This window comes from Pontibacter diazotrophicus (assembly GCF_003367245.1).
Lineage (GTDB): Bacteria > Bacteroidota > Bacteroidia > Cytophagales > Hymenobacteraceae > Pontibacter > Pontibacter diazotrophicus.
Map to the genome: position 1 here is coordinate 75,954 of NZ_QRGR01000018.1, position 26,654 is coordinate 102,607.

General features: G+C 45.8%; 25 protein-coding genes. 10 read left to right on the top strand and 15 right to left on the bottom strand.

The genetic code is table 11. The annotated features are described in order from the left end of the window. The 3 genes from DXT99_RS16155 to era form a co-directional block, all read right to left on the bottom strand. Nucleotides 1-192 (bottom strand): hypothetical protein, encoded by a 192-nt coding sequence (locus DXT99_RS16155; protein WP_115566614.1) that lies wholly within the window; start codon nucleotides 190-192, stop codon nucleotides 1-3. 334 nt (nucleotides 193-526) lie between these two features. Then, nucleotides 527-1,840 (bottom strand): ribosome biogenesis GTPase Der, encoded by a 1,314-nt coding sequence (der, locus tag DXT99_RS16160; RefSeq protein WP_115566615.1) that lies wholly within the window; start codon nucleotides 1,838-1,840, stop codon nucleotides 527-529. A gap of 101 nt (nucleotides 1,841-1,941) precedes the next feature. Beyond that, complete coding sequence (gene era, locus DXT99_RS16165; RefSeq protein ID WP_115566616.1) at nucleotides 1,942-2,829, bottom strand: GTPase Era; 888 nt, start codon at nucleotides 2,827-2,829, stop codon at nucleotides 1,942-1,944. 348 nt (nucleotides 2,830-3,177) lie between these two features. On the opposite strand from era, the gene hemH reads away from it, so the two are divergent. Next, the gene (hemH, locus tag DXT99_RS16170) at nucleotides 3,178-4,206 is read left to right on the top strand and encodes a ferrochelatase (RefSeq protein ID WP_115566617.1); all 1,029 of its coding nucleotides are present in this window, start codon (nucleotides 3,178-3,180) and stop codon (nucleotides 4,204-4,206) included. 109 nt (nucleotides 4,207-4,315) lie between these two features. Here hemH and DXT99_RS16175 read toward each other — a convergent pair whose 3' ends face one another. The 3 genes from DXT99_RS16175 to glmM form a co-directional block, all read right to left on the bottom strand. Next, nucleotides 4,316-4,897 (bottom strand): LOG family protein, encoded by a 582-nt coding sequence (locus DXT99_RS16175; protein WP_115566618.1) that lies wholly within the window; start codon nucleotides 4,895-4,897, stop codon nucleotides 4,316-4,318. An 86-nt stretch (nucleotides 4,898-4,983) separates the two neighbouring features. Further along, nucleotides 4,984-6,123: a cysteine desulfurase family protein gene (locus DXT99_RS16180; RefSeq protein ID WP_115566619.1), complete on the bottom strand. Its 1,140-nt coding sequence runs from the start codon at nucleotides 6,121-6,123 to the stop codon at nucleotides 4,984-4,986. A 142-nt stretch (nucleotides 6,124-6,265) separates the two neighbouring features. Continuing rightward, nucleotides 6,266-7,657, bottom strand: coding sequence for a phosphoglucosamine mutase (glmM, locus tag DXT99_RS16185; protein ID WP_115566620.1), 1,392 nt, complete (start codon nucleotides 7,655-7,657; stop codon nucleotides 6,266-6,268). A gap of 135 nt (nucleotides 7,658-7,792) precedes the next feature. Between glmM and mazG the strand changes: the two genes are divergently transcribed. From mazG to DXT99_RS16230, 9 genes are all read left to right on the top strand, one after another. Next, the gene (gene mazG, locus DXT99_RS16190; RefSeq protein WP_115566621.1) at nucleotides 7,793-8,602 is read left to right on the top strand and encodes a nucleoside triphosphate pyrophosphohydrolase; all 810 of its coding nucleotides are present in this window, start codon (nucleotides 7,793-7,795) and stop codon (nucleotides 8,600-8,602) included. Nucleotides 8,603-9,126: 524 nt separating this feature from the next. After that, nucleotides 9,127-9,993 (top strand): MotA/TolQ/ExbB proton channel family protein, encoded by an 867-nt coding sequence (locus tag DXT99_RS16195; RefSeq protein ID WP_115566622.1) that lies wholly within the window; start codon nucleotides 9,127-9,129, stop codon nucleotides 9,991-9,993. A 28-nt stretch (nucleotides 9,994-10,021) separates the two neighbouring features. Next, nucleotides 10,022-10,627 carry an ExbD/TolR family protein gene (locus DXT99_RS16200; protein ID WP_115566623.1) on the top strand — a complete coding sequence of 202 codons (606 nt, stop codon included), beginning with the start codon at nucleotides 10,022-10,024 and terminating at the stop codon, nucleotides 10,625-10,627. 18 nt (nucleotides 10,628-10,645) lie between these two features. Next, nucleotides 10,646-11,170, top strand: a complete 525-nt coding sequence (locus DXT99_RS16205) for an ExbD/TolR family protein (RefSeq protein ID WP_115566624.1) — start codon at nucleotides 10,646-10,648, stop codon at nucleotides 11,168-11,170. Nucleotides 11,171-11,173: 3 nt separating this feature from the next. Next, a complete protein-coding gene (locus DXT99_RS16210; RefSeq protein ID WP_115566625.1) occupies nucleotides 11,174-12,001 on the top strand; it encodes an energy transducer TonB in 828 nt (275 codons plus the stop codon). A gap of 193 nt (nucleotides 12,002-12,194) precedes the next feature. After that, nucleotides 12,195-13,037, top strand: a complete 843-nt coding sequence (locus DXT99_RS16215) for an energy transducer TonB (protein ID WP_115566626.1) — start codon at nucleotides 12,195-12,197, stop codon at nucleotides 13,035-13,037. 124 nt (nucleotides 13,038-13,161) lie between these two features. Next, entirely contained in the window at nucleotides 13,162-13,422 is a 261-nt protein-coding gene (locus DXT99_RS16220; protein ID WP_115566627.1) for a hypothetical protein, read from the top strand. Then, nucleotides 13,412-14,353 carry a PstS family phosphate ABC transporter substrate-binding protein gene (locus tag DXT99_RS16225; protein ID WP_115566628.1) on the top strand — a complete coding sequence of 314 codons (942 nt, stop codon included), beginning with the start codon at nucleotides 13,412-13,414 and terminating at the stop codon, nucleotides 14,351-14,353. Before DXT99_RS16220 ends, DXT99_RS16225 begins: the two co-directional genes overlap by 11 nt. A 58-nt stretch (nucleotides 14,354-14,411) precedes the next feature. Then, the gene (locus DXT99_RS16230) at nucleotides 14,412-16,055 is read left to right on the top strand and encodes a tetratricopeptide repeat protein (RefSeq protein WP_115566629.1); all 1,644 of its coding nucleotides are present in this window, start codon (nucleotides 14,412-14,414) and stop codon (nucleotides 16,053-16,055) included. A 617-nt stretch (nucleotides 16,056-16,672) separates the two neighbouring features. Here DXT99_RS16230 and DXT99_RS16235 read toward each other — a convergent pair. The 9 genes from DXT99_RS16235 to DXT99_RS16275 all read right to left on the bottom strand — a co-directional run bounded on the left by DXT99_RS16235 (nucleotide 16,673) and on the right by DXT99_RS16275 (nucleotide 26,604). After that, a complete protein-coding gene (locus DXT99_RS16235) occupies nucleotides 16,673-17,707 on the bottom strand; it encodes an RluA family pseudouridine synthase (RefSeq protein ID WP_115566687.1) in 1,035 nt (344 codons plus the stop codon). An 88-nt stretch (nucleotides 17,708-17,795) separates the two neighbouring features. After that, nucleotides 17,796-18,392 (bottom strand): OmpH family outer membrane protein, encoded by a 597-nt coding sequence (locus tag DXT99_RS16240; protein WP_115566630.1) that lies wholly within the window; start codon nucleotides 18,390-18,392, stop codon nucleotides 17,796-17,798. A gap of 33 nt (nucleotides 18,393-18,425) precedes the next feature. Then, on the bottom strand, nucleotides 18,426-19,076 hold the full coding sequence (locus DXT99_RS16245; protein ID WP_115566631.1) for an OmpH family outer membrane protein: 651 nt from the start codon (nucleotides 19,074-19,076) through the stop codon (nucleotides 18,426-18,428). A gap of 15 nt (nucleotides 19,077-19,091) precedes the next feature. Then, nucleotides 19,092-21,575: an outer membrane protein assembly factor BamA gene (bamA, locus tag DXT99_RS16250; RefSeq protein ID WP_115566632.1), complete on the bottom strand. Its 2,484-nt coding sequence runs from the start codon at nucleotides 21,573-21,575 to the stop codon at nucleotides 19,092-19,094. A gap of 11 nt (nucleotides 21,576-21,586) precedes the next feature. Beyond that, the gene (locus tag DXT99_RS16255; RefSeq protein ID WP_115566633.1) at nucleotides 21,587-22,330 is read right to left on the bottom strand and encodes an isoprenyl transferase; all 744 of its coding nucleotides are present in this window, start codon (nucleotides 22,328-22,330) and stop codon (nucleotides 21,587-21,589) included. A gap of 58 nt (nucleotides 22,331-22,388) precedes the next feature. After that, nucleotides 22,389-23,186, bottom strand: coding sequence for a type IX secretion system protein PorG (gene porG / locus DXT99_RS16260; RefSeq protein ID WP_115566634.1), 798 nt, complete (start codon nucleotides 23,184-23,186; stop codon nucleotides 22,389-22,391). A 49-nt stretch (nucleotides 23,187-23,235) separates the two neighbouring features. Next, nucleotides 23,236-24,234: a DUF6089 family protein gene (locus DXT99_RS16265; RefSeq protein WP_115566635.1), complete on the bottom strand. Its 999-nt coding sequence runs from the start codon at nucleotides 24,232-24,234 to the stop codon at nucleotides 23,236-23,238. A gap of 128 nt (nucleotides 24,235-24,362) precedes the next feature. Beyond that, nucleotides 24,363-25,250, bottom strand: coding sequence for an NAD kinase (locus DXT99_RS16270; RefSeq protein ID WP_115566636.1), 888 nt, complete (start codon nucleotides 25,248-25,250; stop codon nucleotides 24,363-24,365). 10 nt (nucleotides 25,251-25,260) lie between these two features. After that, complete coding sequence (locus tag DXT99_RS16275) at nucleotides 25,261-26,604, bottom strand: BamA/TamA family outer membrane protein (protein ID WP_246000772.1); 1,344 nt, start codon at nucleotides 26,602-26,604, stop codon at nucleotides 25,261-25,263. Between the last annotated feature and the right edge of the window lie 50 nt (nucleotides 26,605-26,654).

Consider the following 26,654-nt stretch of genomic DNA (forward strand, 5'->3'; position numbering starts at 1 on the left):
CTATTCAATAACGGCAGAAGTATCCTCCTTCTCTTCTGCTAACTCTTCCATTTCATCGGCTCTTTCCTCAGCCCTGTCTTCCATTTCCTCTACTCTTTCATCTCTATTCTCCACTCTCCCTTCTGATGGTGAGTCGCAAGAGCTAAAGCCGAAAAGGCCGGTTAACGCAAATGCAAAAAAAATCTTCTTCATATGTTAATCAGTCTTGATGATGATCAATCCTTTAACCAGGCAGTTTAGCAAATGTATAGCCTTACCTGTTATACGAGTGATATCAAAACGAATACGGCAGCACCTGAATATAGTTTATGAAAAATATTGAAAGATGAGACACTCTCTGCCCAAATACCGTGCAACTCGCTGGGAACGCACAGTCTAAACTTATTTCCTGATTAGGAGCAATAACAATTCAGATAGCACCTTTACCTGCATTGTAGCAGGACGTGGCGGAGCAGGCAGCAGCGGATGTGCCAAAAAGCAAAAAGGCGCAAACATAATATGCCTGCGCCTTTAGCTCTTGCGGAAATTACTTCTTCCGGAACACTAAATTAATCGGAACACCTTCAAACCCGAAGTGCTTCCGAATACAGTTCTCCAGGTAACGCTTGTAAGGGTCTTTGATGTACTGCGGCAGATTGCAGAAGAACGCGAACGTAGGGTTGTGCGTCGGCAGCTGCGTTACGTATTTAATTTTCACAAACTTGCCTTTGATGGCAGGCGGCGAGTTACGGTCAATGTCTGGCAGCAGCAGGTCGTTAAGCTTAGACGTAGGTACTTTCTGCGTTTTGTTCTCGTACACGTCCATCGCCTTCTCCACCGCCTTCAGAATACGCTGCTTTGTAACTACCGAGGTAAAGATGACAGGCACATACTTGATTGGCGCAATCCGCTTCAGTATCTCTTCCTCAAACTGCTTTGTAGAGTGCGTGTCTTTCTCGACCAGGTCCCACTTGTTCACCAGTATTACAATACCTTTGCGGTTCTTCTCAGCCAGCGTGATAATGTTCACGTCCTGCGATTCGATTCCGCGCGTGGCGTCCAGCATGACAATACACACGTCAGCATCCTCTAAAGCACGCACGGAGCGCATTACAGAGTAAAACTCAATGTCTTCACTTACCTTGCTCTTGCGGCGAAGGCCGGCAGTGTCTACAATGATAAATTCCTTGCCAAAGGCGTTATAGCGCGAATGTATGGCATCGCGGGTAGTGCCTGCCTCGGCTGTTACAATGTTTCTTTCCTCGCCCAGCAGCAGGTTCACAAACGAAGACTTCCCCGCGTTCGGACGGCCCAATACGGCCAGTTTCGGAATACCGGCATCCGGATCCTCCACGCCTTCGTCCTGGAAATGCTTTACCACCGCATCCAGCAGTTCACCTGTGCCGGAGCCGTTCTGCGAAGAGACAGGGTAAATTTCCTCGCCTACACCCAACGAATAAAACTCGCTCATCTGGTGGGCACGCGCAGTAGTGTCCGCTTTGTTAGCCACGATGTAAACAGGCTTATCGGAGCGGCGTAATACGTTGGCGAACTCCTCATCCAGGCCCGTTAAACCAGCATCCACATCCACCATAAACAGGATCACGTCGGCTTCTTTAATAGCCAGCTCCACCTGCTTGTTTATCTCTTCCTCGAAAATATCGTCAGAGCCATGCACATAGCCACCGGTATCGATTACGGTAAAATACTTGCCAATCCACTGGCCATGGCCGTAGCTTCTGTCTCTTGTAACACCGCTCTCATTGTCCATGATGGCTTTGCGATGGCCAATCAGGCGGTTAAAAAGGGTAGACTTGCCCACGTTGGGGCGGCCTACAATTGCAATGATGTTTGATGACATCGTAAAAAAAAATAAAAATTTTAAAGTGCCCCCGGAGCACCGTGCCCCGAAGCTTTAGAGCATGACTAAATTTTAATCATACTCTTATATTATGCGCCTACTTACTCGCTGTAACCGAAGCGCCGAAGCAGCTTTTGGTCGGTTCGCCAGTTTTCGTTCACGCGCACATACAAATCAAGAAAAATCTTTTTCTGAAAGAAGGTCTCCATGTCGATGCGGGCCTGTGTACCCACTTTCTTCAGTGCCTCGCCTTTGTTTCCTATCACAATGCCTTTCTGGCTGCGGCGTTCCACACTAATTTCGGCCCGGATGCGGATAATGTCCTCTTCTTCCTTAAACTCCTCTACCACCACCTCGCAGCTGTAGGGAATTTCCTTTTTGTAGTTGAGGAAGATTTTCTCCCGGATCATCTCCGACACAAAGAAACGCTCCGGCTTGTCCGTCAGTTCATCTTTCGGAAAATAAGGCGGGTGCTCCGGCAGGTAATGTAGCAGGCGCGAGAACAAATGCTCCAGCCCAAACCCATGAAGCGCCGAGATAGGCAGTATTTCCGTTGGCTGCATCTTCTCCTCCCAATAAGCCACCTTCTCATGCAGCTCCTCTTCTGTGGTTTGGTCAATCTTATTAACCAGTAACAGGATGGGCACTTCCGCATGCTGTAATCGCTTGATCACATCATCCTCGTCGTGCTTTTCATAGATGTCCGTTACAAATAGGATCACGTCAGCATCTTCGAGCGAGGTACGCACAAAACTCATCATGGACTCATGCAAGGCGTACTGCGGCTTAATGATGCCCGGCGTGTCAGAGTATACAATCTGAAAGTCATCGCCGTTCAGGATGCCCATGATGCGGTGCCGTGTGGTCTGCGCTTTAGACGTGATGATGGAGAGCTTTTCCCCCACCAGCGCGTTCATCAACGTGGATTTACCCACGTTCGGCTTGCCCACGATACTTACAAAACCAGCTTTATGTGATGTTTCGGCCATACGCTAAAATTTGAGGTTGCAAAAGTACTTCTTTATTACGGATAAATAGCGATGCCTGAATAATTGATACCCAGATTGATAGAATAATTGTGAACCTGAGGGAGAAAAATTAAGACTCGGGACCCGCAGCGTGCGCAACTCTACCAGACACTCGCAGGAGCTGCGCACGCTGCGAGGTTACAACATGCGCAGAAGTGTATGAAATGCTAAACTTTCTATAACAACTGAACAATTCCGGCTCCTGTTACTTTAACAGGAATAAGATTGCCTCTATGAGCCATAGAAGCTTTAGATAAAAACAAACAAATTATACTTCGTATCTTTGTATTTGAAAAGCATTGAAGATAAATGAGTAAGAAAGCTACTGGTAAAATAGGCGTTCTGCTGGTAAACCTTGGTACTCCAGACAGCCCTAGCACCCCTGACGTAAGAAAATACCTGCGCGAGTTCCTGCTGGACAAACGCGTGATTGATATAAATGCCGTTGCGCGTTACGCCCTCATCAACGGTGTTATCGCCCCATTCAGAGCGCCAAAGTCAGCAAAGATTTACAAGGAGCTCTGGACCGAGAGAGGTTCTCCGTTGCTTTACCATGGCCTGGACCTTCAGAAAAAGCTGCAGGCCAGTCTCGGAGACCGTTATCATGTAGCCTTCGGGATGCGCTACCAAAGCCCGAGCATCAAGGCCGCACTGGAGGAATTGCGCGAGCAGAGCGTAGACCGCATCATTGTATTGCCGCTGTTCCCTCAGTATGCCTCTGCCTCTACAGGCTCTGTGCAGGATAAGGTTATGGAGATTGTAAAGGACTGGTGGGTGATTCCGAACATCAGCTTTATCTCCAGCTTCTGCGACGACCCAGGCTTTATCAAGTCTTTTGCCGAACTGGGCAAGCAGCATATGGCCAAGGACGACTACGACTTTGTAGTGTTCAGCTACCACGGTGTGCCGGAGCGGCATGTGCTGAAGGGCAGCGACAAGGGCTATTGTCAGCTAGGCGCCTGCTGCAACACCTATAACAAGCGGAACAAGTATTGCTACCGCGCCTCCTGCTACGCCACGTCCAGGTTGCTGGCAGCAGAACTGGGCCTGCGTGAGGACCAATACATGGTGGCATTCCAGTCTCGCCTGGGCAAAGACCCGTGGCTGACGCCTTACACTGATTTCATACTGAAAGACCTACCTGCCAAAGGCATCAAGAAAGTGCTGGCCTATAGCCCTGCCTTCGTAGCGGACTGCCTGGAGACGACCATAGAAGTGGGCGAGGAATTTAAGGAGATGTTTTTAGAAGCCGGCGGCGAGAAATGGCAACTGGTAGAAAGCCTTAACTCCGAACCGATGTGGGTGGAGGCTGTAAAAGAGATGGTACTGCAGCATTAGTTGTTGATTGTTTAATTGTTAAATGGCTGATATTGACTTTTACTTTTCTAAATCAACCATTTAACAATTAAACCACACAATTTTTCAGCAATCAACAATTAGCAATTACTTATATCCGCTTAAAATCAACTCCAGATTCTGAGGCAGCATCGGCATAACTTACCACCTTCCGGAGCAAAGCCGCTGCATCTTCCTCCACAATCAGGCTATCGCGGTAAGCAGGTTTAATAAAACCTTCGGCTACGCCATGGTCTATCATCTCCATGAACTTATTAAAGTAGCCATTCACGTTGTAAAAGGCAACAGGCTTACGGATGATGCCTAGCTGGTTCCACGTGATGATTTCGTTCACCTCGTCCAGCGTACCGAAACCGCCTGGCATGGCGATAAAAGCATCTGAACGCGCTGCCATCAAGGCTTTTCGCTCGTGCATGGTTTGCACCACATGTAACTCTGACAAACCTGTATGCGCTACTTCCCTGTCCACGAGGCTTTGCGGTATTACCCCGATGGCCTGACCACCACCCGCTAAAATAGCATCGGCTATTGTGCCCATCAGACCTACCTTGCCGCCCCCAAATACAAGGGCAATCTGTTGCGCTGCCATCAAGCTGCCTAATTTTGCAGCAGCTTTTTGATATACCTCTCCCTGCCCATGGTTGGCTCCGCAGAAAACACCTATACTTTTCATATTATCGTTGTTTATTGGAAACTGAAGTCAAAAAGGCTCCAGCATCGCTGCTAAAGCCTTTGTCTTTGATGCGACAGCCTGTAATGCTAAGCCGGCGTTTTTTTAAACATTTTCGCCAATGTCCCGGCGGCATAATCAATTTCCTCCGGGGTGTTAAACTTGCTGAAGGAGAAACGGACAGAGCCGCGTTCCGGATCACAATTCAGGGCACGCAGCACATGGGAGCCGGTGTTGGCACCACTACTGCAGGCACTGCCTCCGGAAACAGATATTTTGTTGATGTCAAGGCTAAAAAGCAGCATCTCGTTGATATCGGAAGCGGGCAAACTTACGTTCAGCACTGTATACAAGCTCTTGTCGCTGTATTCCGACATGCCGTTGAAGCTCACACCCTCCATCTGCTCTTTTAGTTTATGAATCATCCTGTCCTTCAGCCCCTGTATGTGGCGCTGGTGCTCCTCCATATCGCGGCAGGCAATTTCCAGCGCTTTCGCCAGGCCGATAATGCCATACACGTTCTCGGTGCCACCCCGCATGTTGCGCTCCTGCGCCCCACCCTGAATGAGCGGCTGAATCTTAACCCCAGCATCCGCATATAGAAAGCCTACTCCTTTGGGGCCATGGAATTTATGCGCAGAGCCAACAATAAAGTTTGCACCCAGCTTCTGCAGGTCGTGCCTGTAATGGCCTATGGTCTGCACTGTGTCGGAGTGGAAGATGGCATTATGCGTTTTGCAGATACGGCCGATTTCCTCCACATTGTTCAGGTTTCCGATTTCGTTGTTAGCGTGCATCACCGACACCAGCGTCTGCGGCTGGCTTGTCAATAGTGCCTCCAGGTGCTCCAGGTCTAAGTTGCCGCGCTCATCGTGGCGCAGGTAGCTTACCAATACCCCCTCCTTCTCCAGCAGCTCCATAGTATGCAGCACGGCGTGGTGCTCCAGCCTTGTGGAAATGGCATGCTTTAAACCCAACGTGCGAACGGTGCTGAGGATGGCCATATTGTCGGCCTCCGTGCCTCCTGATGTGAAGAAAACTTCCGCGGGGGAAGTATTCAGTAAAGTGGCCACTGTTCTTCGTGCTTTCTCGATGGCCGACCTCACCTCACGCCCATGTGAGTGAATAGAAGATGGATTGCCGAAATGCTCCAGCATATAGGGAGCCATGGCATCAAAAACCTCTTTATCCAGTGGAGTGGTGGCTGCATTATCTAAATATACACGCATATAAATAGGCTTAAAATTCTGATTCTGTTCTTTCTGAACTGTACAAGTATAAAAAAATTTGCGCCAGCAGAAGGAATTACCTGTCTCCGCTGGCGCAAATTTATTTCTTAGGCATTACAAAAACGACAACAACACATCTGCATTACGCTTTCTCAGAGATGATTTCTTTGATATCGGCAATGATCTTATTTGCCAGGTGCTCTGCTGTGGCGTTGCTGTCTGACTCTGCATAAATACGGATAATAGGCTCGGTGTTAGACTTGCGCAGGTGCACCCACTCTTTGTCAAACTCTATCTTCACGCCATCGATAGTGTTAACAGGTTGCTTGGCATAGCGCTCCTGCATCTGGTGCAGCACTTTATCCACATCCACGTCCGGCGTCAGTTCAATTTTATTTTTCGAGATATAGTAGTTTGGGTAAGATGCCCGCAGGCGCGTCATGCTGGTGCCTGCCTTTGCCAAATGGGTCAGGAACAGCGCGATTCCAACAAGGGCATCGCGGCCATAGTGCAGTTCAGGGTAAATGATACCTCCATTGCCTTCGCCACCGATGATAGCGTTCTGCTCTTTCATCATGTTCACCACGTTCACCTCTCCTACGGCAGCGGCATAGTATTCGCCACCGGCTTTCTCGGTTACATCGCGCAGCGCACGGGTAGAGGACAGGTTAGATACGGTATTGCCTTTTTGGTTCTTCAGCACATAGTCAGCCACAGCCACCAGCGTATACTCCTCACCAAACATGCTGCCGTCTTCGTTTACAAGCGCGAGGCGGTCTACATCAGGGTCTACCACAATGCCCAAGTCAAACTTCCCTTTTTCGATTATCTTCGAGATTTCGCGCAGGTTCTCTGGCAGCGGCTCCGGGTTATGGGCAAAGTTACCATCCGGCTCACAATACAGCTTCTCTATCTTTCTTACACCTAAAGCCTCCAGCAGCATAGGCACGGCGATTCCTCCGCTTGAGTTCACGGCGTCAACCACTATACTGAAGTTCTTGGCTTTTATAGCTTCCACATCTACCAGCGGCAGCTCTAGAATTGCCTTAATGTGCTTTTTTAGAGCTGTATCGGTTTGCTTGTACTTACCCAGATCATTTACCTGCGCAAAAGTAAAAGACTCCTTCTCTGCAATCTCCAATACCAGTTTGCCTTCCACATCAGAAATAAACTCCCCGTTCTGATTCAGCAGCTTCAGTGCATTCCACTGCTTTGGGTTATGGCTGGCAGTAAGTATGATGCCGCCTCCGGCTTTTTTCTCCGGCACCACCATTTCTACGGTAGGTGTTGTGGAAAGCCCCACGTCTACCACATCTATGCCAAGCCCCTGCAGCGTAGCGCAGACCAGCTTGTTTACCATTTCGCCGGAAAGGCGGGCATCGCGGCCAACTATGATCTTGTTGATGCCGGTTGTCTGAAGCACCCATGTACCGAAAGCAGCAGCGAATTTTACAACATCTACAGGCGTAAGTCCTTCACCTGCCTGCCCGCCTATCGTTCCACGTATTCCTGAAATTGATTTTATTAAAGCCACTTGTCCATTTTTTTTACGTAGGCAAAAGTAGTAATTAAGTTATACTTTCAGAAGCTTTCGCCGGTTAATACTCCACCAACTTGCCTCCTGTAGCTCTTCAGGCGGCTTGCCATTGTTTTTATTATATTTGCCCTTATGAATAAGACTAATTTTGACGATAGCCCCCGGGGCAAACAGTTACAGGCTTTTGACCGCCTGCTCGATGTGATGGACGACCTCCGGGAGAAGTGCCCCTGGGACAGGAAACAAACGATTGAAAGCCTGCGCCACCTTACTATAGAGGAAACCTATGAGCTTTCCGATGCTATCTTAAGAGCAGATATGCAGGAAATAAAGAAAGAATTGGGCGATGTGATGCTGCACCTGATTTTTTATGCAAAGATTGCCTCCGAGCACAATGCTTTCGATATAGCCGACGTTCTCAACGCACAGTGCGACAAACTCATATTCAGGCATCCGCACATCTATGGCGACACAAAAGCCGACACAGAGGAGGAGGTAAAGCAGAACTGGGAAAAACTCAAGCTTAAAGAAGGGAACAAATCGGTGCTTGGTGGCGTACCCTCTTCGTTGCCCGCACTCGTGAAAGCCATGCGCATACAGGAGAAAGCCCGCGGCGCTGGTTTCGACTGGGACGATAAGTCGCAGGTGTGGGAGAAGGTGCAGGAGGAACTAAAAGAGTTCGAAGCAGAGTTCAACATAGCAGACACAGCTGCAATAGATCAGGAGAAGGCAAATGCAGAGTTCGGAGACCTGCTGTTTTCACTTATAAACTTTGCCCGCTTTGCCGGCATAAATCCTGAGGAAGCATTGGAGCGCACGAACATCAAGTTCATCGACCGTTTCCAGTTTATGGAAACAGAGGCGGCGAAAGATGGGAAAAAGCTTCAGGACATGAACCTGACGGAGATGGATTTTTACTGGAACAAGGCAAAAAAGCGCTAGCCTTACATGCATTTATCAGAAACTTTTATTTGATATAATTCACTTTTTTAAGTGTAAAAGCTACAAATCAAAACAATTTTGCTTAAGTTAGTCACTGCAGATGCAACCATTTTCTGATAAAGTATTGTTACCCTAAAACCATAACTACCATACCAACAACAGTTTAACACGTTTCAAACACCAGGTTTTTGCTGCCTGCACACAGCAACTCAGCAGCAAAAACAGCAGGTAACACGTTTTACAATATTGATGTTTATACTTTGACAGTGGATGATCAGGTTATTTTTTTCAGACAGAAGAGCAGCTAAGATTTGGAATTTAAAAATAGAAAAGCTTAAATTAGTGTGCTAAAGAGGCAGAAGCTGATACTTTTCATAAAATATAAGCGCTCTGATAGTTTGAAAATTTGAGAAAAAGCAGAAATTGCGATTTCATTAAAGAACTAAAAGCAATTGATTTACATTTCACACTTACACAAACAATTAATCACAACACAAACAGCTAAACTTTAAACTTTTAAAAAAATGGAAAAAAAGACTGCAGTAGGGAGCAAGAATGCTAATGTAGAAAAAAAGGCAAGCCCAGTAGGCGGTATATTTGCAACAATTGTTATTCCGATATCTATTATAGTATGTGTGCTTATCTACATGTTTATATTAGGTAACCCTGCTAACTTCGAAGGTGGAGATCCGGAAAGCCATCCACTTCCTGGTAACTACTTAGGAATTGTTTACAAAGGTGGTTGGGTAGTACCTATCCTGATGTCGCTTGTACTGATGGTATTTATTTTCGCAATTGAGCGAGCACTTACTATCAGCAAAGCAAAAGGAAACAAGAGCGTTGCCGGTTTCGTGAGAACTATTTCTGCTAAGCTGAACCAGCGTGACATCAACGGCGCAATTGCTGCCTGCGACGCACAAAAAGGTTCTGTTGCAAACGTGGTAAAATCAGGTTTGTTGAAGTACAAAGAAATGCTGAACGAGCCTGAGTTGCTGAAAGCTGAGAAAATTGCCGCTATTCAGAAGGAAATTGAGGAGTCAACTTCACTTGAACTTCCAATGCTTGAGAAAAACCTGGTAATTATCTCCACAATCGCCTCTATCTCTACACTGGTAGGTTTGATTGGTACGGTACTTGGTATGATTAAGGCATTCGCGGCCCTTGCACAAGGTGGAGCTCCAGATGCGGTTGGTCTTGCAAACGGTATCTCTGAGGCCTTGATCAACACAGCCCTTGGTATTACAGGTTCTGCTCTTGCCATTATTGCTTATAACTACTTTACAAGCAAAATTGATGAGTTGACGTACAGCATTGATGAAGCAGGTTTCAGCATCATCTCTACTTTCGCAGCGCAGCATGACACAGCTCCAGTAAAAACTCAAACTGTATAGTTTAGTTAACAGTATCAAAAAATAAATTATGCCTAAAGTAAAAGTAAAAAGAACCAAACCCTCATTGGACATGACGCCAATGGTGGACTTAGCCTTCTTGCTGGTTACTTTCTTTATGCTAACAACTAAGTTTGCCCCGGAGGAGTCGGTAGTGGTAGATACCCCTACTTCTGTTTCGGAAATCAAACTGCCTGAATCTAACGTAATAACACTAACAATAGGTGGTAATAACCGGGTGTTTTTCGGAGTGGATGGCCAGCAAACAAAGGAAGAGCTTTTAAATAAGATGGCAGGTAAATACGGAGTCGGTTTCACAGAAGAAGAGATAAGAACCTTTACTCTGTTGACGAACTTTGGTGTTCCGATAAACCAGCTGAAGTCTTATTTGGCAATGGAGCCTAATGCACGTAAAGAAGTAGAGCAACAAGGTATTCCAATTGACTCGACAAATAATGAACTTGGTGACTGGGTGCATAATACACGTTTAACGAATCCTAAGGTAGTTATCGCTATCAAAGGAGACGTAGACGCAGAGTATGCAACAGTTCAGCGGGTTATCGACATCCTGCAAGACAGGAAGGTAAACAGGTTTAACCTGATTACTGACATGGAAGCAAGGCCAAGCAACTTATAATTTAAAAGGAGATAAGATATGGCAGAAATTCAAGAAAAAGCTGACTCCGGTAAAGGGGGGAAGAAAAGAGCCAAAAAAATGTCCGTTCATTTGGATATGACACCAATGGTGGACCTTGCCTTCCTTTTACTTACGTTCTTCATGCTTACAACAACCTTCAGTAAGCCACAGACCATGGAAATCAACATGCCTGTGGAACCAGACAATCCGGAAGAACAGATTGCGCTGAAGGCAAGTAACGCTTTGACAATCATACTGGGTGAGGATGATGAAGTATATTATTACTTCGGCCTTGCGGCAGACGGTCCAGATGTGCTTGAAGCTGATTACTCAGCAAACGGTATCAGAAAAGTATTAGTATCACCTCAGGTGAAGTCTAATGACAAAATGACCGTGATGATCAAGCCAATGGAGACATCGCGTTACAAGAATGTTGTAGACATGCTGGACGAGTTGAAAATCACAGATACCAGAAAGTTTGCACTTGTAGAATATTCGGATGCAGACGCAGAATTATTAGCGCAACAAAATATAGGACAATAAGATATGGACAGTAACTTAGCAGCTAAAGCATCGCTTGACGACATCGTCTTTGAGGGACGAAACAAAGCATACGGTGCCTATCTACTTCGCAAACTGTACAACAATCATATCACAAAAGCCGCTATCATTGCCACAGTTCTATTCCTTCTTTTTATCAGTATCCCACTGATAGCAAAGATGATAGAAGGCGAAGAAGAGGAAGTTGTGGTTGAGCGTATAGTTACAGAAGTAGACCTGGCTCCACCGCCACCAATTGATGAGGCCACGCCGCCGCCGCCACCACCGCCGCCACCAGATCTTCCACCACCCCCACCACCAGTGCGTGCTACTGTTAAGTATACACCACCGGTAGTGAAGCGTGATGAAGAAGTGCAGCAAGAAGAGGAAATTCCGGATGTTGAGGTACTGGAAGAAGTAGATGCCGGTATCGAAACTGTAGAAGGAGACCCGGATGCTCCGATGGACCTTGGCGAAATTGATGGTACCAGTGATGTGGTAGCAGAGGTTGTAGAGGAGAAGCCTTACACGTATGTTGAGCAGATGCCAGAATTCCCTGGAGGAGAGACAGAAATGCTCAGATACTTAGGTAAGAATATCCGATATCCTGCAGCTGCTCAGCGTGCCGGTATTGAAGGTATCGTTGTACTTTCTTTCGTGATAAGCAGAACAGGTGAAATATCTGAAATAGAAGTCATCAAGAATTTAGGTGGCGGTACCGACGAAGAAGCTGTACGTGTTGTAAAGTCAATGCCAAAGTGGACTCCTGGTAAGCAGAACGGTAGAACAGTACCTGTTCGCTATACGCTCCCGGTTCGTTACACAATTAAATAAGCACATCAAAGCTTAATAAAAAAGCCCAGTCAGAAATGACTGGGCTTTTTTTATGTGTCGTGATAAAAAGATACTCAGCATGCATACTATTAAAAATTAAAAGCGTATATTATCTAACCACTATAAAGAGACTTATTGAAAACTAACAAACCCATTACAAAAAAATGATTTTATAAACCTAAAACCAAAGCCCATGAAAAAGAGCTATTTTTTAAGCATGACGTTCAACAATGTTGTGTTCAAAGGTCGAAATCAAGCGTACGGCGCGTATGTCCTTCGCAGAGTTTACAACAAGCACTTAACGCTTGCAGCCATCATAGCAACAGCAATCTTTTCAGGGGCATTGGTCGGACCGTTAGTAGAAAATATCTTTTTTGCAGATCAGGTGAAATATGTAAAGCCTGTGTATAAAATTAATGAACCGTTCATTCTGGAACAGCCAAACCTGCCCAAATTACCTGAGCCGCCAAAGAAGGAGGTTATACCTGTAGCACCGAAGCAGGAGAAAAAGGTAAAAACCGAGAAATTTGTCACCGCTAAAGTAGTAGCTGACAACGAGAAGGTGGAAACAGCAACACTGCCGGATCAGGACCTGCTGAGTAAAGTGAGCATCGGCAAGAATACTATAGAAGGCGATATTCCGGAGGTGCCAGGGGTAACATTAGATGAAGCACCCGTGGCAGGAATAGGAACAGCTACTGGAGAGGCGGAAGAGGCGCCTGCCGAATTCATTCATGTACAAGAAATGCCGGAGTTTGTGGGAGGAGACAAAGCTTTGTTTGCATACTTGAGCAAACAAATGCGCTATCCTGCCGAGGCACAGCGCGCCGGTGTGGAAGGAATTGTAGTGGTAACGTTTGTTGTGGCAATGGATGGCGCCATTACCAAGGCTGAAATAGTGAAGGGCTTAGGCTCTGGAACCGATGAAGAGGCGCTGCGTGTTATAAACAAGATGCCTCGCTGGAAGCCCGGAAAACAAAACGGCAGGAACGTACCCGTTAGGTATACACTGCCCATCAAGTTTAATATACAATAAGCTTAGATAAAGTAAAGAAAGCAGAGGCAACAAACACAGTTTTGTTAGCTTCTGCTTTCTTTTTATGAGCAATTGGTTTATTTTTATGGGTTAAACAATAAGCACGACTACATAAACGTATAACATGCTGAGACCGGAAAGAGACGACAAAAAACCAACAGTAAGCGCATATAATAAATTTGCCCGCATATTTGGCTTAGTGATGACATTAGTTTATGTAGCGCTGGGCTTATTTATTATGTTTGCAGGGGATAACCTGAACCTAAGTGTCGGCGTTGAGGTTAGATACTTTCTAGGTGGAGTTTTAATATTATACGGAATTGTTAGATTTATAAGAGTTTACCAAACCTCCAAACGCAATAGAAACAACAGAGATGAAGATTAAAGCACACAGTATAGTGTTGGCAGCAAGTATGCTTGTTTTATATGCCTGCGGTAATGAATCAGATACTCCTCTGAGCACACCTACCTCAGGAAACACTAATATAAGTGTGGATGAGTCATACCAACCTATAATAGAATCACAGGTAAATACTTTTGAGGGGATTTATGAGCGAGCAGATATAGATGCATCCTATAAGCCAGAAGGGGAAGTTATAAAGGACCTCCTGAACGACAGCACCAGAATAGCCATCATTTCAAGAGAACTGACAGCTGATGAAGTAGCAATTATAAAACAGAACCAACGTATCCCACGCAGTACAAAAATTGCCATAGATGCCATTGCACTCATCACCAACCCCAATAACCCGGACTCACTGCTAACACTGGATGAAGTAAAAAACATCTTTAACGGGAGAGTAAAAGACTGGAGTGAACTGGAGAGAAGTACAGGATCAGGAGAAATCACCATCGTTTTTGACAACAACAACTCAAGCACAGCGCGTTATGTGCGGGATTCTCTAACAACAGATCAAAAGCTTCCACAAAACACTTTTGCCGCTAAATCGCATCAGGCACTTATTGATTATGTGGCAGAGAATGAAAATGCACTTGGGGTAATAGGCGTAAATTGGATCAGCGACCTGGATGACACAACGGCTATGAGTTTTCTCAACAGAATAAAAGTGGTAGGCATAAGTGAAGATCCAGCGCCTTTAACAACCGGAAGCTTTTATCAGCCATACCAGGCTTATATAGCACAACAGGTTTATCCCCTTAGACGTAACCTGTATGTTATTAGTACAGAAGGACGTACAGGTCTTGGCACAGGTTTTGCATCTTTCCTTGGTGGAGACCAGGGACAACGAATGATACTGAAATCAGGACTTGTGCCAGCCACTATGCCAGTACGGGTTATCGGATTGCGAAACTAGTAGAAGCGGCATAAAAATTGATTATAACTCAGCAACAAACAACTAAACTTTAATACTAATGACAAGAAACTGGAAGTATATTGCCCTTATGGCTGCTGCTTTTCCTGCTACAGCAGCTGTAGCCCAAACAGGAGATGCTGGTAGAAGAGCAGTTGACCTGGAGCGCTACGAAGAAGCAAAATCGATTTATAAAGGACAACTCGGAAACAAGAATTCAGCTGACAACGCTTATTTCGCTCTTGGTGATATTTATCTGAAAACCGACAATACGGACTCAGCTGCATATTACTTTAACCAAGGTATTGCCAACAACAAAAGGTCTTATATAAACCATGTGGGCCTTGGTAAGCTTGCCTTAGAGCAGGGAAACAGAGCAAAAGCCGAGCAGGCCTTCGGTGATGCATTGAGCGGAAGAGGTAAAAGAGATCCATATGTGCTCGCTATGGTTGGTGATGCTTATGTGAATGCACCGAATGCTACCGAGGCTGATATCAACAAAGGTATTGAGTACTTGAAGCAGGCATTGGAGCGCGATAGCAATAATGCTTTAGCAAACGTTGTGTTAGGTGACGCTTACCTGCAATTAAAAAGAGGTGGTGAGGCCATGAGTAGCTACGACAGAGCTATTCAGTTAGATGAAAATTATGCTACTGCTTACATGAGAAGAGGCCAGTTGTATACTAGCTCACGTAACTACAACGAAGCAGAAGAAGCATTTAAAAAGGCAATCGAAATTGACCCTAACTTCGCTCCTGCTTACAGCGACCTGGGTGAACTTTACTATTTTGCAGGTCAGTATGACAAAGCGCTGTCTACATTCCAGAAGTTTGTAGACATGGCAGAGGATACTCCTGAAACCAGTGCAAAATATGCTTCTTTCCTGTTCCTGACGAAGAACTACGACAAAGCCTTGCAAGAAGCGGAGGAAGTACTACAGGAGCAGCCAGACAACACGGTTATGAACCGTTTGAGAGCTTACTCTTACATGGAGTTAGGTCAGCCGGATAAAGCGCTGGAAGCTATTGAGGGATATATGCAGAAGGTAGACCAAAGCAAACTAATTGCCGAGGACTATGAGTACTATGGCCGTATCCTGAACAAGAACAATCAGTCTGAGAAAGCTATCGAGAATCTTGAGAAAGCGCTGCAGATGAACAATGCAAACGTAGAGTTGTATGCAGAACTGGCTAGCGCTTACGCAAAGAATAACCAGTACGATCAAGCTATCGAGGTATACGAGAGAAAGCGTACTAACGTAGAGCCGAGCAACGCTGACTATTACTACATGGGTAACATCTATATGATGGCCGGTGAAGAAAAAGCAGCAGCTAATGATAGAGAAGCAGCTGATCAATTCTTTCAGCAAGCTGACTCTACATATGGTAAAGTAACAGAAGCCAACCCTACGTATGCTTACGGCCACTTATGGAGAGCGCGGGCACAAGCCAGCCAGGATCCTGAAACTGAGGAAGGATTAGCAAGACCTCACTATGAGGAATTCATCAAAATTGCTGGTGCAGATTCAGATAAGTACAAGAGAGACCTGATTGAGGCAAACTCTTACCTGGGTTACTACTATTACCTGAAAGGGGAAAGAGACAATGCAATGAAGTATTGGCAGGAAGTAAAAGTTTTAGACCCTGCTAACCCTCAGGCAGAAGCCGCTCTTAACGAAATAGGAAAAAGCGCGAAGCAAAAGTAAGCGCTGACATAAAACAAAAAGGCCTGCTCAATTTGAGCAGGCCTTTTTGTTTTAGCAGTATTTCGCCTGCGACAGCATTTTTTGATGCTGCGGGATTATATATGATTTGATTCTATTTAGCTCTATATTATCGTATCCAAAGAACAGGCCCTTCTTAAGATTGATAGCCTTTCTTGCTCTATGTTTTCACCAGCAAAGAAGGCTACCAGCAACATCATCAAAATTTATATGACTCTTCTCAATAGTAAGAATGAGGTGCTAGAGGGGCTTCAGTTAGTAAATACAGCACATAAAGGGTATTGTACGCAGCATGCGTATAATAAAAAAGGTATACTATAATGAGTGGGATGAAATGCCTTGATTGAACTGACTTTAGTCTCTGCTGAGCATTAAAGAGGAAGGGCTGCGCTATTCCGCCTTCAACAAACTACCGATAGGAGCGAAAAAAGCTTGCGGAATAGCTACAGCAGAGGCTTATAAGAACTCTTCCAGCTATCAAAACTTCAAAGGCAGCATCAATTAACTGCGATAGCAGGATAATAGAGGACTATAATATACTGCTGAGGTTCTTCTCTCTATCAACGGTAGATAAGAGACACCTATGGGAATTGACTCTCTTACTGCCCCTCATACAGCTCCCATTTAGCTAGCACAGCGGCAAAGTCTTCTGGTAGTTCCGTCTCAAACTGCATTATTTGCTTGGTGGTAGGGTGTTTAAAACCTAACGACTTGGCATGTAGCGCCTGCCTTGGCATTACCTTGAATGCATTTTCAACAAATGATTTATAAGAACCGGTTGGTGAGCCGCTCAGTATCTTATCGCCACCATACATTGCATCAGAGAAAAGTGGATGGCCAATGTGTTTCATGTGCGCCCGTATCTGATGGGTTCGGCCCGTTTCAAGGTTACATTGGATAAGCGACACATACTTAAAGTTGCGGAGTACCTTATAATGTGTTACAGCGTGCTTGCCATAGTCTCCTTCAGGATAAACAACCATTACCCTTCTGTCTTTAGCACTGCGCCCTACGTGGCCTGTAATTGTGCCTTTTTCTTCTTTAGGCACCCCCCATACCAAAGCGTAGTAGGTGCGCTCTATGGAATGGTCAAAAAACTGCTTCGCCAGGTAAGCCATACTGTAATCTGTCTTGGCAATTACTAATAAACCGGAGGTGTCTTTATCTATACGATGCACTAGGCCTGGCCTGCCCTCTCCATTTCGCGAGGTTGGCAGGTTCTGGAGGTAATAGGTGAGTGCGTTCACAAGTGTGCCATTCCAGTTGTTATAGGCAGGGTGCACCACCATGCCCGCAGGCTTGTTCACTAAAAGCAGTTCCTCATCCTCATACATAATATCCAGCGGGATATTTTCCGGCACTACGTCTGTATCACGTGGCGGCTCTGCCAGCGTAATGGTAATAATATCGTGAGGCTTTACTTTGTAGCTTACCTTTACCGGCTTTTGGTTTACCTGTACCGATTCTGAGCGTATAGCACTTTGCAGCTTATTGCGGGTCACATTTGGCAAACGGTCCATCAGGAACTTATCTACGCGCAGCAGTGCCTGCCTCTTGTCCACTACAATGCGGTGATGCTCGTAAAGCTCATCGGAATCTTCTGCGCTTTCTTCTGTTTCAGTATAGTCTATCACGTGAATCAGGGATACGAAAGGGTATAACAAAAAAAGAAAGCCGAAGTATACACATCGGCTTTCCTGTACTTATACAAAGAAGTTTGGCTTATTTGTTTTTCTTTTTAGCTGTAGGCGTAGCGGCAGCTGGTTTAGCAGCAGCTGGCTCTGGTGTTTGCTGTGCTTTGGCTGGGTCAACACCTAATTTCTTCAAAACTATTGGAGAAATATCGCCGTCTTCCGGACCAGCAAGCAGTGCCTGGTTGCTGATAACATAGGTATAGCCATTCTCTTTTGCTACATCTTTAATAGCCTTGTCAATTTTAGCAATAACAGGGTCTACCAGAGACTTTTCTTTTTGCTGTAAAGAGGCCTGCGCACTACGCTGAAACTCCTGAATAGAGTTGTTCATGTTCATCAACTCTTTTTCTTTGTCATCGCGCACTACTTTGTCCATTGTAGCAGCACTTTTTTCGTAAGCCTGTAGCTTCGTCTCGTACTCAGCATATTTATTTTTCAGCTGGCTTTCCAGCTGAGTGCTGTGTGTTTTCAGTTCAGATTCGATTTGCTTGCTCTCAGGCATTTGCAGCAGAATGTACTCTACATTTGTATAACCAATTTTAAGCGGCTGGTCGCTGGTTTGTGCGAAAGACGCAAAGCTAATCAGTAAGAACGCTGCTACTAATGTTTTAATCTTGTTCATCATTGGTTGGGAAATTAGTAAATATGTTAGTTTTAGTTAGTTGTTAGGCTTCTTTTTATTTGCTTTTACAGCTGGCTGACTCTCCTGTTGCTCCTCAGCACCTACATCCGGTAAGTTAGCTGGGTCATCTACAATACTATCTGCTGGTGTCTGGCCAGGTTGATTTTTTTTATCCGATGCTAAACCCAGCTCTTCCAATACATACTCTGTATAATCGTGCACCGGGTTTGTATAAATCATGACTAAGTCTCCTGACTTATCAAACATCATTTGTACGCCTTTAGACTTTGATACTTTCTCAACGGCTTCGAATACTTCATCCTGCACCGGTCGCATCAACTCCTGCCGACGCTTAAACATCATGCCTTCATAACCAAAAACCTTTCGCTGGTAATCACGCAGCTCATTATCTTTTTTAGTTATTTCAGCCTGTCTTTTCTTCTTCATCTGCTCAGTTAGCAGCACTTCTTCAGCTTTGTAATCCTGCTTCAGCTTGTCTGATTCCTGCTGCAAAGTCTCCACTTCTTTTTGCCATCCAGCAGCATATTTGTCCATTTCCTGCTGCACTTTATTGAAAGCCGGCATTTTGCTCAGGATAAAGTTTGAGTCAATATAGCCAATCTTCTGTGCATGCGAAACAGACGTCAGTAAAAACCCTGCTATTAGGACGAACAAAAACTTTCTCATACTAATTCCTTTGCATTAACGGATTTGCTGTCCAATTATAAAGTGGAACATGCCTCGCTTGCTAGCATCTCCAGCAACACCTGGTGGTAAATCATCCAGTCTCCAGGCATAGTCAAATCCAAGCAGACCAAACGCAGACATAAATATTCTGGCTCCTACACCCGCAGAGCGGTAAAGTTTAAACGGGTTGTATTCTGCATAAGACCCAAAGTTGTTACCTGCCTCCAAAAACGCCAAACCATAAATTGTGGCGGCTGGGTTAGGTGAAATCAACTGGCGTGCCTCGAACACAAATTTGTTGTAAGCGATACCACCGGCATTAAGCAAAGACTGGTCTGTTGAGTTTACAACTCTTTCGTCTTCATAACCGCGTAAACCGATATACTCCGTTCCCACAAAAATATTACCACCACCTAAACCGGCACCACCTAGCTTAAATCGCTCAAATGGCCCAAGCGTATTATCCTGGCTATAGGTTCCTAAGAATCCAAAATGCGCTCGCGTATTCAATACCAAATTCCCTGCCAAGTTTATGAAGTAAGAGGCATCAAACATCCATTTATGGAATTCAATGTACTCCAGCGGGTCCATATTTTCAGAAATCAGCGAGTAAGGTGGTGTCATGTTAACGCTCAGCGTAAATGAAGAACCTCTTCTAGGGAAGGTTGGGTTGTCGATACTGGAGCGCCCTAAGGTGTTTGTAAGGGAAATACTGTTGGATAAACCATTGGTAAGACCACCAATATTGTAATTACTTACATCATAGCGGTTGAATGACAACGAGTGATTCATGTAGAAAAAGTTATCTGGCCAGTTCAACCTTCTACCGAGGCTTACTGCTGCTCCATCTACATTCAGGCGGCTTTCTGCCCCTTCACCACCAGGGAACCTTCTGATAGTTTTAAACAAACTAACAGTTAAAGAGTTCGCCTTGCGGCCTCCCAACCACGGCTCTGTAAAGGAAAGGGAGTATGACTGGTAATATTTACCGTTCGCTTGCACATTCAGCGATAGTCGCTGTCCGTCGCCTGTTGGCACCGGTCTCCACTCAGACAGGTTAAACATCTTTCGGGTAGAGAAGTTGTTCAGGGTAAGGCCTACGGTACCTACGGCACCAATCGGACCGCCCCAACCACCTGATAAGCTTATCTGGTCATTCGGCCGCTCTACCACACTATAGTTAATATCTACGGTACCTTCCACAGGGTTTGGCACCGGGTTCAGGCCAATTGTTTCAGGGTCGAAGTAACCTAAGGCAGCCAGTTCGTTACGCGTTCTAATCAGGTCGTCGCGGCTATACTTCTGGCCTGGCAGTGTGCGTATCTCGCGCAGAATTACATGGTCGCTGGTTTTGTCGTTACCCGTGATGGTGATCTTGTTGATGGTTGCCTGCGGCCCTTCTGTTACACGCATCTCAAGGTCAATAGAATCCCCCTCCACACGCACCTCTACCGGGTCAATGTTAAAGAACAGATAACCGTCGTTCTGGTACAAAGCAGACACATCTATACCTGCAGGGTTGTAATTCAGGCGCTTATCCAGCTCCTGCTTATTGTATATATCTCCTTTCGCAATGCCCAGCACCCGTGAGAGGTAAGCATCGTCATAAATATAGTTGCCGTTCCAGGTAATATTGCGGTAGTAGTACTGCTGGCCTTCATCTACTGTAATTCGGATGCCAAGCCTGTCATCGCTGATGCGGTACACACTGTCTGAAACAATGGTTGCATCACGATAACCTTCTGTGCTATAGAAGTCCAGCAATAACTGTTTGTCGTTCTCGTATTCAGTCCGGTTATATTTGGAAGAGGTGAAGATTTTGTACCACTTTTTCTCTTTCGTTTTCTTAAGTTGCCGACGCAGCCTTTTATCGGCGAATGCCTCGTTGCCCACAAACTCTATTTTTTCGATTTTGACTTTATTGCCTTTATCAACATGAATATTCAGTATCACGCTGTTCGGCAACGTAGGGTCAGGGCGCTGCGTAATGTTTATCTTAGCATTCAGGAAGCTTTTTTCGAGATAGTAGTTTCGGATAGCATTTCGGGTACTGTTGAGCACCGCATCTGTCACAATTTTGCCCCGCTGCAACGGCACCTTGTCGCGGAGCGCCTCTGACTGCGTTTTGTTTATGCCTGAAAAACGATACTCCGACAAGCGGGGACGTTCTTTCAGATCGAAAGTAAGGTAAATCAGGTCTCCCTCTGTGCGGGCGAACACTTCCACATCGCCCAAAATTCCCTGTTGCCACAGTTTCTGGATGGCACGGCTAATGTCTTCCCCTGGCACAGTGATTTCATCTCCCTCCTTCAGGCCTATAACAGAAATAAGCGCCACAGGCTCCAGAAATTTGGCACCTGTTATCTCAACTCCCCCAATGCGGTACTGCTTTGGTTCGGCATAATCGATAGGAGACGTTTGAACAGGGTTGTTTAATACTTGAGAAGAGGCCGTACCTGCTAAAAGCATAAATACGAGCATCCAGATAAATCTTGTCATCAGTGTTTGTATCACTTTATAATTTGTTCACTTGTCTTACCAAATCGTCGCTCACGGTTCTGATAAGATATTATTGCTTCATAAAGTTGCTCTCTCCTGAAATCAGGCCAAAGCAACTCTGTGATGTATAATTCAGTATAAGCTAATTGCCACAACAGGAAATTGCTGATGCGTTGTTCCCCACTGGTGCGAATAAGTAGCTCCGGGTCAGGCATGCCCGCCGTAGAAAGGTACTTCGCCACAGTAGTTTCATTCACATCAGCAGACTGCAACTGGCCCTGCTCCACTTGCAGAGCAACTTTCTGCATCGCCTGTGTAATATCCCACCGGCCACTGTAGCTGAGGGCAAGCACCAGCGTCATGCGTGTATTCTGCTTTGTTAGCTCTATAGCCTCCAGCAGTTCGCGCTGGCAAGCCTGCGGCAAACTGGCTGTGTCGCCTATAGATTGCAGACGAATATTATTTTTATTAAGCGTGGCGGTTTCTTTGCGTATGGTAGATACCAGAAGCGTCATCAGCGCAGTAACTTCTGCCCTGGGTCGCGACCAGTTCTCTGTGGAGAAAGCATAAAGGGTGAGATACTCCACCCCCAGTTCAGCTGCGCCTTCCACAGTGTCGCGCACAGCCTTAATAGCATTCTGATGGCCAAATATCCGCAGCCCCCCTCTTTGCTTTGCCCAACGCCCGTTACCGTCCATGATAACGGCTATATGCCTTGGTAAATTGCCTAAGTTTACGTTGTCCTTAAGATTCATTCAAATCAATTTCCCCGCAAGTTACAAAAAGCATCATAAATTTATGAAACATTGCAACTTAATCTAAGAGGCCAGGATTTTTCTTGTACACCGGAGGGCAGTTATTGCGGTAGAAAGTGTAGGAAATGCTGATGCCGTTGTAGTAGTACCAATCGTTGTCGTAAGGGTCTGCCAGGTAGGTAGGATCCTCCTCTGAAAGGGCATCGAATTTATCAGTGAAAAGTTTGCGCGCACCAAACTCCAGGCCCAGGTTCCAGTGTTTGCTCAGGGCGTACTTTATACCGACACCGAAAGGAACGGAAACCAGGACTTTGGTATTAAACTCTTTGTTAAGGCTATTGCCTGTATCGCTAAGGTTTGGCGTATGCTCGTCTGAATACAGTTTTACATTATATACCAAACCGGCAACCCCTATAAAAAGATAGGGAGATATGCGCGGGCTCTGCTTCATATCGTAGTAATCCAGGAAATTATACTCCATTACCCCTGATAGCTCTAAAAGACTAAGGCGGAGTTCTGTCTGGCGGTAGGCATGGTAGGGGCGGTCGTCGGCATAGGAATGATCCGTAAAAGTGTTGCTATCCACAATGCGATGGCTACCCATGAGCCCGCCACGAAGGGTGATCGCATCAGACATATCACGGCGGTAAAACACAGTGAGTGCAGGCTGGTTGTTAAGCACACGATAGTTAGGCGAGATCTCACCTTTATAGTTTGCTCCCCCAATGCCTACACCCAGTTCTGAAGTAGTAACAGGTGCTTTGCTCTGTGCATAAGAAGCGTAACCAAAAAAAGCACTCCCTATTTGCAGTAAAAAACAAACAAGGAGTGCGTCTTTAAAATTCTGTAAAGCCATGTAGTTAGTATGCGGAGTTTAGTTGAGCAACGATGTGTTGCCAAATATATTATCTAAACTTCGGACTTCTGATACGGGGTGTTAAAATATAATTCAGCGTAATACCTGTGGTGATATACCAATCGTCGTCAGAGGCGTTACCTCGTTTATTGTTGGCTGCTGTACCAAAACCAGGTACAATGCTATAAGGTGTACCATTGGGGTCCGGAACAGTGGCAAAGCCTGACTCGCCGCTTCTGTCGTGAAGAATAGTTGCCGCAACGGGGTTTTCGCTACCGCTGTTATTATTGAGAAGATCAGCTTTATTGGCAAAAGAACCACTGGCATCATCCAGGTAATCGGTGAAAGTCTTTCTCCAGCCAATCTCAATATTTAAATCCCAGTTTCTGTCGAGTTTATAACGCACACCTAAACCGAATGGGATGGCTATCTGCACGCGGCTGTATGGATCGGGATAGTTTCCGCCATCCACATACTGCCCTTCGGTACCTAGCGGCTGCAATTCGTACCAGCCAGTCGGGATGTCGTTAGCCGGAGACAGGCCCTCACGGACACCATTTTCATAATACGCTTTTGGGTTATGATGGAAAACAGCTATTCCAAAAAAGCCATAAGGCACAAAATCCGGTCGACGCTGATACGTCTGACGGTTCTCAAATAAGTCAATGATGGCTACGGCACTTAACTCCTTGATGTCATTTCTAAAGGAGAGATTCCGCATATAACGACCGGCGTTCTCGCCTTCATCTAAGGAAGCACTCAACCTGTCGTCACCCATGATGCGCCCCCAATTAAAGGCCCCTCTGAACGAAACACGCGGAAAATACCGGTAAGTATAGCTGAGGCCAACGTTCGGGCGCGTAGACTTAAAGCGGAAGCTTGTAAAGTCCGGCTCCGGCACAATATCACCGAAATAATTTGTGGCGCCTAACGTTAAACCAATAGAGCCGTAGCGTTTACGTTGCGTAAAACGCTGCGCTTCGGCATCAATAGCAACAAGGGTAAGCGTGAAAACAAACAAGAGCACAAGAGTACATAATCTCTTCATAGTAATCGAAATCTAAAGTATGGTATCAGCTTTATCACTCTGACTCAAGTTAATAGTCATTACCTTGAGCTGTAACAAAAATAAGGATAATACTGAATTAAATAAATTTATATTAAGCATATTTAATATTACGTTATAATATTGTTCCTCTTATCCAGACCCCAGTTAAGTTTACTGCGCAGTGTTTTCAGAAAATTGACATGGTGGAGCTTTACAAGTCTGGCAGCGAAATTCTCACGCCGTACCGCCAACTGCACATTCATGTCAACAGCAGTAGAGCGTGAATCAAGCGAAGCGAGGTAAGCACTGCTGCGTCCTTCCACTTCAAAGGATATCACACTCCTGTCTGACACAATCATGGGCCGAACATTAAGGTTATGAGGACATACGGGTGAGATCACAAAATTGTTAGTTTGGGGCAGCACTAAAGGCCCTCCACAACTAAGCGAATATCCTGTAGATCCTGTTGGTGTTGCTACCACTAAACCATCGGCCCAGTAGGAGTTCAGATACTCTCCATCTATGTACGTGTGTACCACTATCATAGATGAGGTGTCGCGTTTTAGCACGCTGAACTCATTTAGTCCAAAGTTGATACCGCCAAAGATTTCCTGGTCAGAATCAACTCTTATCAGAGCCCTGTTGTCTAAAGTATAATGCCCTTTATAAAGCGCATCCAGCGCAACATTAATGCTGTCGTAAGGCACAGTAGCCAAAAACCCTAACCTCCCGGTGTTAATTCCCAGTATCGGAATCTGCTGCTCTCCCACATAGGTCACTGTATCCAGCAGTGTGCCGTCGCCGCCGATGCTGAGCACCACATCCACGCCCTCCAACTTGTCGCCCCTGCTAAAGGTTTGTATGTTGGCAGGCAGGTTAAGCGTGTTTTTAAGGAACAGGTGGAAGTGCTCCACCAGAAACAAATCTGCCTTCCGCCGCTGTAGCTCGTCGAAGAGTGTCTGAATGAAAGGTGCGATGGTGTCACTAAAAGGTTTGCCAAGAATAGCTATTCTCATAGTTGTTAAATTAAAATGGGAATCCGGTACTGAAGTATACCCCTCTGCCTCCTTCCCTGTTAACGGTATACTCCAGCCGCAAGACGATGTCGTAAAATGTAACCAAATGCACGCCCAGCCCCCCGCCTAGCAGCAGGCGGTTTGTGAGTGGGTTTCTTTCCTGGAAAACATTATCCACCACATAGCCTGCATCTGTAAAAGCATTTAGATATACGGACAAAGGTATATTATTAAACTTAGGGTTTTGGATAAAATTAAGTGTTATACTTTTAATATGCAGCAGCTCCCGTGTTAAGCCTTGTTTAAAAACACCATAGTGCTGCCCCCCCACCACATAAAGCTCATAGCCTCTTACAAGAGACCTGAAGCCAAGCGCAAGGTTATCTGCAAAGGCATACTCTTTTGATAGCCGCAACTGCCCTTCCGCCCCCACCATGTACCCATACTTCTCTGAGAGCTTGCTGTAGTTTGCATACTTCGTTCGGAGAGTGGTGAAGGGTGTTCCTGAGTGCTTCAGAAAGAAGCTCTGTGCCACACCGGCCTCAAAATAGCTCCCGGAAAGCGGGTAGGCAAAATTGTTCCGTAGGTTAACTACTTTAAATAACTCCAGCCGCAGGTATTGCCGCTCGTCGAGTGCATTGTGGTAGTACTCTGGGTTCAGGTGAACCACCGAGTCAGAGATTCCTTCCTGCAGGTACGATAACCGCACTCCCTCCTGCCGCTGCACACTCCGCCGGTGGATCAACCCTACAGACAGTGACGTGCGTTGGATAGGCAGCCCCTCCTCCTCTTCATAAAAATACTGCCTGTTGTTCCGGTTAGTATAGCTGATGGTGCGGCTTCGGTAATCTGCTACACTAACCTCAGCCCCTATATTATGTTTGCGGCTAATGTAAGGCATCCGGTAAGAAAACTCCAGCCGCTTATTAAATCCCCTTTGCACCCGCACCCGCACATCCTCGTTTCGCCCCCTGAAGTTCCGGCGCACCAGCGTAGCACCGTAATCTATGCGGCTCCAGTCCTTTTTCTCCAGCCAGGCATTGAAATTACGGTCTGCAAAATCGAAAATCAGAACAGGGTACAGATAAAAGCGCTCCTGCACCTGGTACTGCACCTCTATAAACCCCTCGTTGCAGGTATAGGCGTAGTTTACATGATGGAAAAGGCGCAGGTTAAACAGGCGTTTACGGTTCTGCTCCAGTAGTTGGTCCAGTTCGTCGGAGCGTACGGTATCGCCGGTGGCAAAAGTCAGCTCCTGCAGCATTACCTGCTTTCTGGTAACCTCATTGCCTGCCATCTTAACGTCTGCAATTACCAGTTGAGGCGCCTCACAGCCTTGAGCCCGTGTAGCCAAACTTATCCACAGAAAAATAAAGAAGAGAGACGCACGCAGCTGCATCACTG